The sequence below is a fragment of the Streptomyces sp. XH2 genome, assembly GCF_049725035.1.
GTDB classification, from domain to species: Bacteria; Actinomycetota; Actinomycetes; order Streptomycetales; family Streptomycetaceae; genus Streptomyces; species Streptomyces roseoverticillatus.
The window spans coordinates 348262-359122 of sequence record NZ_JBMMMZ010000011.1 but is presented as its reverse complement, the minus strand read 5'-3'; the positions used below and the strand labels follow the sequence as shown (position 1 = coordinate 359122).

The 10861-nt window shown below is 73.1% G+C and carries 9 protein-coding genes; 1 reads left to right on the top strand and 8 read right to left on the bottom strand.

The window, feature by feature from the left end; translation table 11 throughout:
- Positions 1-85 precede the first annotated feature (85 nt).
- The 8 genes from ACOTKD_RS23945 to ACOTKD_RS23910 form a co-directional block, all read right to left on the bottom strand.
- Positions 86-1978: an ABC transporter ATP-binding protein gene (locus tag ACOTKD_RS23945; protein WP_424891057.1), complete on the bottom strand. Its 1893-nt coding sequence runs from the start codon at positions 1976-1978 to the stop codon at positions 86-88.
- Positions 1979-2082: 104 nt separating this feature from the next.
- Complete coding sequence (locus ACOTKD_RS23940; RefSeq protein WP_424891056.1) at positions 2083-3891, bottom strand: ABC transporter ATP-binding protein; 1809 nt, start codon at positions 3889-3891, stop codon at positions 2083-2085.
- A 4-nt stretch (positions 3892-3895) separates the two neighbouring features.
- Positions 3896-4312: a lasso peptide biosynthesis B2 protein gene (locus ACOTKD_RS23935; protein ID WP_424891055.1), complete on the bottom strand. Its 417-nt coding sequence runs from the start codon at positions 4310-4312 to the stop codon at positions 3896-3898.
- A gap of 28 nt (positions 4313-4340) precedes the next feature.
- Complete coding sequence (locus tag ACOTKD_RS23930) at positions 4341-4598, bottom strand: lasso peptide biosynthesis PqqD family chaperone (protein ID WP_424891054.1); 258 nt, start codon at positions 4596-4598, stop codon at positions 4341-4343.
- 4 nt (positions 4599-4602) lie between these two features.
- Positions 4603-6465, bottom strand: a complete 1863-nt coding sequence (locus tag ACOTKD_RS23925; protein WP_424891053.1) for a lasso peptide isopeptide bond-forming cyclase — start codon at positions 6463-6465, stop codon at positions 4603-4605.
- A gap of 78 nt (positions 6466-6543) precedes the next feature.
- Positions 6544-6651 carry a keywimysin-related RiPP gene (locus ACOTKD_RS23920; RefSeq protein ID WP_424891052.1) on the bottom strand — a complete coding sequence of 36 codons (108 nt, stop codon included), beginning with the start codon at positions 6649-6651 and terminating at the stop codon, positions 6544-6546.
- A gap of 266 nt (positions 6652-6917) precedes the next feature.
- Entirely contained in the window at positions 6918-8327 is a 1410-nt protein-coding gene (locus ACOTKD_RS23915; protein ID WP_424891051.1) for an NADP-dependent succinic semialdehyde dehydrogenase, read from the bottom strand.
- 242 nt (positions 8328-8569) lie between these two features.
- Positions 8570-9940 (bottom strand): MFS transporter, encoded by a 1371-nt coding sequence (locus tag ACOTKD_RS23910; protein WP_424891050.1) that lies wholly within the window; start codon positions 9938-9940, stop codon positions 8570-8572.
- Positions 9941-10442: 502 nt separating this feature from the next.
- Between ACOTKD_RS23910 and ACOTKD_RS23905 the strand changes: the two genes are divergently transcribed.
- Positions 10443-10787, top strand: a complete 345-nt coding sequence (locus tag ACOTKD_RS23905) for a hypothetical protein (protein ID WP_424891049.1) — start codon at positions 10443-10445, stop codon at positions 10785-10787.
- Positions 10788-10861 lie beyond the last annotated feature (74 nt).

Below are 10861 nucleotides of genomic sequence, written 5' to 3'. Positions count from 1 at the left end.
AGGGCCAGTAACCGTCAGGCCCAGGGGCGTACGTACGCTGGGGCCCGCCGGCCGGCATCGCGCCGGTCGGCGGGCCCCTGGCGTTTCAGCAGACGGGCTCTGCTTCCCCGTCCGACTTCGCGCGGGCGAACTGCGTGCGGTGCAGCTCCTCGTAGCGTCCGCCTGCGGCCAGCAGCTCGCTGTGGGTGCCGCGTTCGACGACCCGGCCGTCCTCGACGACGAGGATGAGGTCGGCGGCCCGCACCGTGGACAGCCGGTGGGCGATCACCACGGCGGTGCGGCCCTCCAGGGCTTCGGCCAGCGCCTCCTGGACGGCGGCCTCGGAGGTCGAGTCGAGGTGGGCGGTCGCCTCGTCCAGGATGACGACGCGCTGGCGGGCCAGCAGCAGGCGGGCGATGGTCAGCCGCTGCCGCTCGCCGCCGGAGAGCCGGTAGCCGCGCTCGCCGACGACCGTGTCCAGCCCGTCGGGCAGGGCGGCCACCAGGCCGTCCAGGCGGGAGCGCCGCAGCGCGTCCCAGATCTCGTCCTCCGCGGCGTCCGGCCGGGCGATGAGGAGGTTGGCGCGGACCGTGTCGTGGAAGAGGTGCCCGTCCTGGGTGACCATGCCGAGGGTCTCGCGGATGGAGTCGGCGCTCAGGTCGCGCACGTCGACCCCGCCGAGGCGTACGGTTCCGGCGTCGGCGTCGTACAGCCGCGGCAGCAGCTGGGCGATGGTGGACTTCCCCGCGCCGGAGGAGCCCACGAGGGCGACCATGCGGCCGGGTTCGGCGCGGAAGGAGACGCCGTGCAGGACCTCGGTGCCGCCGCGGGTGTCCAGTCCGGCGACCTCCTCCAGGGAGGCGAGGGAGACCTTGTCGGCGGACGGGTAGCCGAACCGCACGTCGTCGAACTCGACGGAGACCGGCCCGTCGGGCACCCGCCGCGCGCCCGGCTTCTCGGCGATCAGCGGCTTCAGGTCGAGGACTTCGAAGACGCGCTCGAAGCTGACGAGGGCGCTCATCACCTCGACGCGGGCACCGGCCAGCGCGGTGAGCGGGGCGTAGAGGCGGGTGAGGAGGAGGGCGAGCGCGACGACGGCTCCCGGCTCCAGCCGGTCGTGGAGCGCGTAGAAGCCGCCGAGGCCGTAGACGAGGGCCAGGGCGAGCGCGGAGACGAGGGTGAGGGCGGTGACGAACGACGACTGGGCCATGGCGGTGCGGACGCCGATGTCGCGCACCGCGCGGGCACGGGCGGCGAACTCGGCGGACTCGTCCGCGGGCCGGCCGAAGAGCTTGACGAGGGTGGCGCCCGGCGCGGAGAACCGCTCGGTCATCCGGCTGCTCATCGCGGCGTTGTGCGCGGCCGCCTCGCGCTGCAGCCCGGCCATGCGCGCGCCCATCCGGCGGGCGGGCACGACGAACACCGGCAGCAGGACGAGCGCGAGCAGTGTGATCTGCCAGGAGATGCTGAGCATCACGCCGAGCGTCAGGACGAGAGTGACGATGTTGGCGGCGACGCCGGACAGGGTGTTGCTGAAGGCCCGCTGGGCGCCGATCACGTCGTTGTTGAGGCGGCTGACGAGCGCGCCCGTACGGGTGCGGGTGAAGAAGGCGACCGGCATCCGCTGGACGTGGTCGAAGACCGCGGTCCGCAGGTCGAGGATGAGGCCTTCGCCGAGGGTCGCCGACAGCCAGCGGGTCAGCAGCCCCAGGCCGGCCTCCGCGACGGCGAGCACGGCGATGAGCAGGGCGAGCCGGACGACGGCCCCGGTGTCGTCGCCGTGCACGATCGCCTCGACGACGCGCCCGGCCAGGATCGGCGTCGCCACCGCGAGCAGCGCCATGACCACGCTCAGCAACAGGAATTGCGCCAGCTTCCGCCGGTGCGGCCGTGCGAACGCGGCGATGCGGCGCAGGGTGGCCCGGGAGAGAGGCCGCCTGCCCTGTTCGGCGTTCATCGCGCTGTGCAGCGAGTGCCACGCCGTGACTTCCATGCTCATGGGGCTCTCCTCCGGAGACGTCGGTACAGCTGCACGCTAGGACCTCAACCAAACTTGAGATCAAGCGTGGCACCCGGCGGCCGGAGAGGCGAGGAACTCCCGGCCTAGCCGCCCAGCAGCTGTGTCCTGGCCAGGTCGCGGTAGAGCGCGTCGTGCGTCATCAGCTCGGCGTGGCTGCCGACCGCCCGGACGCGGCCCGCCTCCATCACCACGATCCGCTCCGCGGTGGTCACGGTCGACAGCCGGTGGGCGACCACCAGGACGGTCGTGTGCCGGGCGGTGTCGGCGATCGTGTCGCGCAGCGCGGCCTCGTTGGCGGCGTCCAGCTGGGACGTGGCCTCGTCCAGGAGGAGCAGCCCGGGGCGGCGCAGCAGGGCGCGGGCGATCGCCACGCGCTGCCGCTCGCCGCCGGAGAGGCGGCTGCCGCGGTGGCCGACGTCGGTGTCCAGGCCGTCGGGCAGGCGGTGCGCGAGCAGGTCCAGGCGGGCCAGGCGCAGGACGCGGGCGAGTTCCTCGTCGCCGGCTCCGGGGAGGCCCAGGGTGAGGTTGTCGCGCAGGGTGCCGGCGAGGACGGGGACGTCCTGCTCGACGTAGCCGATGGACGCGCGGAGCCGGGTGAGCGGCCAGTGCCGTACGTCTACGCCGTCCAGGAGCACGCGGCCGCAGTCCTGTTCGTAGAAGCGCTCGATGAGGGAGAAGACCGTGGTCTTGCCCGCGCCGGACGGGCCGACGAACGCGGTCAGGCCGCGGGCGGGGACGGTGAAGGAGACCTCGTGGTGGACGCGGGGCAGCCCGGGGCGGTAGGCGAAGCTCACCCGGTCGAAGGACACGCTGAGGGGCTCTCGCGTGACGTCTTCCGTCGCGTCGTCCTCCTGCTCCTCCGTCTCCAGCTCTTCGGCCTGCGCGATGCGGACCGCTGCCGCGGCCCCGATCTGGACCTGCCCGACGCCTTCGACCAGTTGCCCGATGCGCGGGGCGAGGGCGAAGAGGTAGAGCAGGAAGGCGACGAGGGTGGAGACGTCCGTCGCGCCGGAGGTGACGCGCGCGCCGCCCACGCCGAGCACCACGAGGAAGCAGATCTGGACGACCACCGCCGACGTCGTCGCCGACACGGCCTCCCAGGCGGCCGCCCGTATCCCGGTGCGCCGGGCGCGTTCGGCCTCCCGGAGCAGCGCCGCCGCCTCCTGCCGCTCGGCGCCGGACGCCTTGACGGTGCGGAAGGCGCCCAGCACCCGCTCCAGCGCCGCCCCGATGCGCCCCACCGCCTCCTGGGTGCCGTGCGTGGCGCGGCCGATCCGCGGGGCCACGACCGCCACGACGACCCCGACGAAGGCGACCACGGCGAGGGTGACGCCCAGCAGGACGGCGTCGAGCAGCCCCATCATGACGACCGTCGCCGCGGTGACCAGGGTGCCGGTGACCGCCGCCGACACCGCCTGGGGCGCGGTCTGGCGCAGCAGTGTCGTGTCGGACGTGACGCGGGCGATGAGGTCGCCCGGTTCGGAGCCCTCCACGACGGGCACGCGCAGCCGCAGGAGGCGGTCGGTCAGCCGGCGCCTGGCGGTGCAGACGAGGGATTCGGCCGACCACTGCAGGACGTAGTACCCGAGCCCGGCGAGGGCCGCTCCGGCCACGACCAGCAGGCTGAGCACGAGCACGGGGCCGGCGGCCGGCGTGCCGTGGCCCATGTCGTCCATCACGCGCTTGGCCGCCAGGGGCTGGGCCAGGCCCATGACGCTGCCGACGAGCCCCAGGGCGACGCCCGCGGCCATGCGCCACCGCTGCGGGCGCAGGTGGCCCAGCAGGGCCCGCTGCCCCCGCCACGACCGGTCCGGGCCGCTTTCCGGTGCGCCGTCCGGCGTGGGGGCGGGAGGGCCGGTCCGGGGCGTGTCCACGGAAGGTGCCGCGGTCATCGGCTCACTCCACGGTGAAGAAGCGCTGGAAGTAGTCGGCCGGGGCGCCTTCGCCGACGAGGACCCCTTCGGCCTCCACCCAGGCGTGCGCGGCGAACGGCGGGCGGTTGCGCACGCCGACGCACCAGGTCGGCCAGTGGCCGTACCAGCGGCAGAGCAGCACGGTGGCCAGGGAGCGGGGCAGGCATCCCTTGTGCCCTCCGGCGGCGAGGCTCACGGCGAGCACCGTCCGCCGCGCCGTGCTCGCCTCGGCGAGCGTCGCGGGACGGGCACCGCGCCGCAGCCTCGTGAGGACGGCGCGGATCCGGGCGGGCGGCTGGGTCGCCAGCAGGTGGGCGCAGCCCACGGCCAGCCGGGCCGTGCAGCGCCGGCCCAGGGGGATCGAGCGGGGGTGGTAGGGAATCGCTTCCGGTGTCGACATCGGCGTGCCTCCAGATCGGCAGGGCGTCCTACGGGGTGAGCAGTCCTGCCGCGCGCAGCTCGCTGATGATGCGGCGGACGTCCTCCCCGGCGAGTGCGGCGTCGACGCCGTCGAACCGTGCCGTGAGGAGCTCGGCCGCGCGCTCCGGGCCGTGCCCCTCCAGCACCGTCTGCAGGACGAGGGCGGCCGTCGGGTTGAGCGTCCAGTACTCGGCGCTCTCCTGGTCGAGCAGCGCCATGCCGTACTCGGTCTCGGTCAGCAGGACGCCGGGCTTGAGTGATGGCACCGGTTCACGCCTTTCGGTCGGCCGCGGGCAGGGGCGTCATCTCCCGCGAGCGAAGCCACACTTCGCAGGCGATGGTGGGGTGGAGCCGGTAGCTCTCGGTCTCCGCGGACAGGGCGCGGCGGCACCAGTCGTGCAGCACCTTCCCGTCGGCCAGACCGAGCCGGACCAGCCGGGAGTCCTCGCACAGGGCCAGCAGCGACCGGCGGTGGCGGCGCAGCCCCGCCTCCTCCTCGAAGGTCGCGTTGGCCTTGGTGCTGCGGGTGCGGCTGGCCTCGGGCACGACGCCGCGCATGGCTTCGACGATGAGCGGCTTGTACCGCCAGGGGGTGATGCGCTCCTCGGTGCGGACGGCGAGGGCCGCCTCGATGACGGGGGCGTCGTAGTAGGGCGCGGAGACCGCGATGCCCAGGGGCGCGGACATCTGCCCGATGTGGCGCACCCATTGGGAGATGCCGTCCATGGCGACCAGTTCGCGGTGTTCGCCGCGGTCCCGGCCCCGGGCCCCGGCGGGGGTCCGGCGGGTGCGGATCACTTCCCGTGCCGCGGCGACCGCGTCGGGCGTGGCCCACGGCGGCATCCGGGGCGGTACGGCCCAGTCGAGCAGCGGCTCCTCCACGGGGGCGGCGGGCCCGGTCAGGTCGCGGGCGAGGCGGTCGAGCCAGGCCCCGTAGGACCTGCGGTCCAGGAGCCGGCTCAGCACCGCCCGCCGGGACCAGCGGTATTTGGCGGCGTAGCCCCGTATCGCGTGCAGCGCGACGAAGGGGTGGTTGAGCAGCAGCGTGTGCAGCCGGGCGGGCGTGCCGGCCAGGAGTTCGTCGCCGCCCAGGCCGGTGAGGTGGAGGCCGGACCCGCGGGCAGCGGCCATTTCGATGATGCCCATGCGGCGGTTGCGGTCGACCGTGATGATGCTGGGGGTGTCGAGGACGTCCCGGAGGGTGTCGATGCCGTCGAACGTCATCGCCACTTCGCGGGCGGGTACGACGTGGTGCTCCACGCTCCCCAGCGCCCGCACGGTGCGTTCGGCCCAGTACACGTCGTCGCCGGCCTCGTCGTGGATGGCGGCGGTGTAGGCGACGACCTTGGCGCCGCCGCGGGCCGCCGTGCAGCACACCGCCGTCGAATCCAGGCCGCCCAGGTCGGACGACACCAGGTCGCGCCCGCGGGTGCGCACGGCGACCGACTCGGCGAGGGCTTCCTTGAGGCGGGCGGCGCCCGCGGCGAGCGGGACGACGGGGTCGGGCGGTGACCACCACCGGGTGGTGCGGGCCCGCCCGGCGGCGTCGAGCGTCAGGCGGTGGCCGCCGGGCACGGGGTGCACACCCCGCCACAGCGGATCGCCGTGCCACGGGTACGGCACGCCCGAGGCGAGCATTTCGAGGGCGATGCGGCGCTCGTCGAGGCCGGCTCCCACCAGTTCGGCGAGCACGTCGGCCCGGTCGGACGCCACGCTCACCGGTCCGCCGGGCGTCGTGGCCTCGGCGTGGAACACGCGTCGCAGGGTGACGACACCGCCCTGCACCCGGACCCGCCCGGGGCAGGAGGCGATCAGGTGGAAGCTGCCGGCCCGGCCGGCGAGGCGGTCCAGCTCCGGCGGAGAGGCGGTGCCGGCCGCGGCGGCGGCCGCCCGTTCGGCGTCGGCCGCCGGGACGGCGTGCTCCCCGATCACCACGACCCGCGCGTCGCGGTGCGCGCCCGTCACGGCCGTCTCCGGGTCCCACCGGCCCACGATCCAGGGCCGTCCGGAGGCGTGGAGGAGACGGCGGGTGGCGAAGGAGAGGGCCTTCGCGGCGGGGACGGCCGCCGCGGCGGTGTCGGGCAGGACGACGAACCAGGCGGGCACGGACTGGAGCGACAGGGACTGATCCATGGGGGGCACGGCCTTCCGTCGGCGGGGTCCGGGACAGAAGAAGCGGGTGGCGGCCGGAGACCGCCACCCGCTCTCAGGTCAGAGGACCTGCTTGCCGCCCAGGATGTCCTTCGGGCCGTTGTCCTTGATGCCCGTCACCTTGCGGAAGCTGCCGGCCTTGGCGAGGGTGGGACGCTCGTACGTCATGACCATTCTCCTTCTTCTGGATGGGGACGATGGTGCGTACTACAGGCGCCTGATGCGGACTCCACTGATTTCCGTAGGAAACCTGAGCGGTGGAGCCGCGGCACCCACCGTAAGTACGACAAGCACATCGCCACAACGCCTCCAGCGCGGCCATGGGGTTGCGCCGGGGGCGCTCCACTCCGCCCCGCACCCGGCGCACAACCCCTCACGCCACCTGCGAAAACGGAAAAATCCGTGAGGAGAATCGTTAATCTTTAGGGGGTGGATCACGCCCCCTGCGCCGGTTCCGCCCCGTGCCACACCGTGGTCACGTTGCAGAATTCCTTGATCCCGTGGCCCGAGAGCTCACGTCCGTATCCCGAACGCTTGACTCCGCCGAACGGGAATGCGGGATGCGAGGCGGTCATGCCGTTGAAGAAGACGCCCCCGGCCTCGATGTCCCGTGCGAAGCGTTCCTGTTCCGCCGCATCCGTGGTCCACACGTTCGAACTCAGCCCGAAGGGGGTGTCGTTGGCCAGCTCGACGGCCTCGTCCACGCCTCCAACGCGGTAGACGGTCGCCACCGGGCCGAACGCCTCTTCGCGGTGGATGCGCATGTCGGGCGTGATGCCGGTGAGGACCGTCGGCTCGTAGAACCACCCCTGCGGCAGGCCCTTAGGCCGCTGCCCCCCGCACAGGGCCGTCGCGCCCCGCCGTACCGCGTCGTCCACGAGCTCTTCGAGGTCGGCGCGGCCCTGTTCGCTGGCCAGGGGGCCGACGTCGGTGGTGTCGGCCATGGGGTCGCCGACGGTGAGACCGGCCATGCGGGCGGTGAACCGTTCGACGAAGGCGTCGTGGACGTCCGCGTGGACGATGAAGCGCTTGGCGGCGATGCAGGACTGGCCGTTGTTCTGGACGCGGGCGGTGACCGCGGTCCGCACGGCGCGTTCGAGGTCGGCCGACGGCATCACCACGAACGGGTCGCTGCCGCCCAGTTCGAGGACGGTCTTCTTCACCTCGTCACCGGCGATCGCGGCGACCGACCGGCCGGCGGGCTCGCTGCCGGTGAGGGTCGCCGCCGCGACCCTGGGGTCGCGGAGGACGCCCTCGACGGCCCGCGAGCCGACGAGAAGGGTCTGGAAGCAGCCGTCGGGAAAGCCCGCGCGGCGGAAGAGGTCGCCGAGGTAGAGGGCGGTCTGCGGCACGTTCGACGCGTGCTTGAGCAGCCCGACGTTGCCCGCCATGAGGGCGGGGGCGGCGAAGCGGACGACCTGCCAGAGGGGGAAGTTCCACGGCATGACGGCCAGGACCACGCCCAGCGGCCGGTAGCGGACGCGGGCGAGCGCGGCCCCGGAGTCGGCGACCTCGGCCTGCGGCGGGTGCTCGTCGGCCAGCAGCTCCGCGGCGTGCGCGGCGTACCAGCGCATGGCCTTGACGCACTTGGCCGCCTCCGCGCGGGCGGCGGCCAGCGGCTTGCCCATCTCGGTGGTCATGGTGCGGGCGACGGACTCCTGGTCCTCCTCCAGCAGGTCCGCGGCCCGGTTCAGCAGCCGCGCGCGTTCGGAGAGGTCCGTGGTGCGGTAGTCCCGGAACGCCGCCGCCGCGGCGGCCAGCCGCTGCTCGATCTCCTCGGCTCCCAGTTCCTCGAACGTCCTGAGCGTCTCGCCGTTCGCGGGGTTCACCGTTGCGATGGGCATGGGGTGCCTTCCTCGTGTTCGATGCCTCGGCCTGTGTGCGCCTCTCGGGGCCCGGCCCCGTCCGTCCTGTACCACGCCGCCCACGGGTCAACCCGGCGGCGGGAGCCTTTGACCCGTCCGGTGAGGGCCCGCCCAGTGGCACGTACGGGTGCGGGGCAGTGGTACGGGGGCGCCGGTCGGCGGTGCAGGCAGTGGTACGGGGGCGCGCCGGTCAGCGGCGCGGGCGCACCGAGGACGGGGCCTCACCCCGTACGGCGGTCCGCGGCGTCGTCCGTGACGCGCGGCTGGCCGGGCAGCATCCGCACCGTGTCCTGCACGGCACCGCCCCGGGCACCGGCGTCCGCAGCGCTCCCCGCCTCGGCGCCCGCTTCCGCCGCCGGGTACGGGCACGGCAGCACCCGCGTGCGGTACAGCCAGGCCACGGCGCCCCCCGAGACCAGTCCGAAGAGCAGACAGCACACCCACGGCAGCCACGCCCGCCCGGTGCGCTCGCCGACGTCCATCACCCAGCCGATCATGGCGTTCCCGCCGGCCGCCGTCGCCCCGGACAGCACGTAGAACAGACCGAAATACGTACCGGTCAGCCGCTCGCTGCCGAACCTCGGGATCAGCCCCAGCACCGGCGGGTAGGCGACCATGCCGCCGAAGTACAGCAGCAGTGAGGCGGAGATCATGACGAGGAGCCGCGGCACCACGTCCCCGGCGCCCTTCGGAGGAGACGCGTCGCACACGAGCAGCGGCGGCACGAAGCCGAGCCCTATGACGGCGATGCCCGCCCCCACCCAGCGCATGCCTCCCCCGCGCTGCTCCAGGCTCCGGGTGATCCGGAACTGGAACAGCAGGTTGGCGACCGCCCCGGCGCTCAGCAGCACGGCCTCGGCCCCGCCCCAGCCCGACACGTGCTGCGCACCGTGGGGCAGCAGCATGTACAGCTGGTTCTCCATGATGAACATGCCGGTGGTGGCGAAGGCGAAGCACAGGAAGCGGCGGTTGCCGAGCACTTCCCGCAGCTCCCGCACGATGGGGTCGTGGCCGGCGGTGACCTCGCGCGCCGGGAGCACGAACGCCTGGGCGACGGTCAGCGCGGCGAAGAGCCCGGCCGCGGCGAGGGCGCAGATCCGGAAGTCGGTCAGGTACAGCACGCTGCCGGCGAGCAGCCCGACGAGCGAGCCGATCGTGGCGAAGACGTTGAGCAGGGCGAACGCCTCGGCCTTGCGCTCGCCCGACTCGTGGGAGACGTAGGAGCGCACGGCCGGGTAGAAGAGCGCGGCGGCGAGTCCGCTGATTCCGGAGGCGGCGAGCAGCAGGGGCAGCGAGTTGCCGAAGGAGAAGAGCGTGAAGCCCACGGTCCGCAGGGCGCACCCGGCGATGATGACGACGCGCGGGCCGAGCCGGTCGGCCGCGGTGCCGCCGATGATGTACATGCCCTGCTGGCTGAGGTTGCGGACTCCGAGGACCAGCCCGACGACGGCCGCCGACATTCCGAGATCATGCCCGATATAGGTCGCCAGAAAGGGAATCAGCAGATAGAAACCGGCATCGATGCCGCACTGGTTGATGAATAGCAATCGCAATGCGAGAGGGCACTCGCGGACCGCCCGAAGAGTTCTCATGCGCGTCCCTGCAGTCAGCCCGAGCGAGGGGACAGCTCGGGCCCCGGCCCCGGTCAGGGGCCGGGGTTCCCCGGCGATCGGGCCGACTCCGCCCGGCAGTCACCGGCCGCGCCCGGAAGGGTACTCAGCGGATACGTTAGCAAAGCCGACCTCTTATCAACAGGGTGAGATTCCGGGCATCTGTGGCTCCTGGAGCACACCTGCACAAGGGAATTGCGCCCGGTTCTCTCTTCGAGAGCTGGAACTCTCGTGCCCCGTTATTGCGTTCATGCGGCGGCGCGGCGCGCAGAGGGGACGATGCGGTGCGATGAACGCCGCTGCCGGGCCACCCGCCATGCGGCTCCACCGGGCCGCGCGGGCATTCCCCCGGAAGGGTGAAAACCGCGACTGAATTCCCGTCACCAGAACACGGTTTCTCCGCCGAATCCATTCTTCAGACCACAGCCCGCCCGAAGATGCCGAAAGGCCCGCGTGCCGCGGGCGACTTCGCGACGATGGCCGTATGAACGACCGGAACTTCTTGGAGCGCACCAAGCAGTTCGCGCTCTACCTGGCCGAGCTCCAGACGGTCCTCGACCCGGAGTCATACGCCCTGCTGCTGCGGATCCTGAAGGGCTTCAACGAGGCGATCGTCCACCGGGAGAACGGGGTCGACATTCCCTTCTCCCCGCGCGAAAGGGAGTTGCTCACACCTGAGTTCGGCCGGGCGCTCACCAGACTCGCCGGATACCTCGGGCCGCACGGCATGCACGTCGTCGTCGGCACCCACGGCTCTCCCCCACCACCCGCCGAACATGACCGGAGCGAGGTCGACGCCATCGCCCGCGCGAGCGGCATGAACCCGTAGCGGCCCCGCCCATCGTCTACAGTCGCCACCGCTCCCCCGAAAGTCCCCGCAGTCCCCCCGCGTCCGCCGTCGCA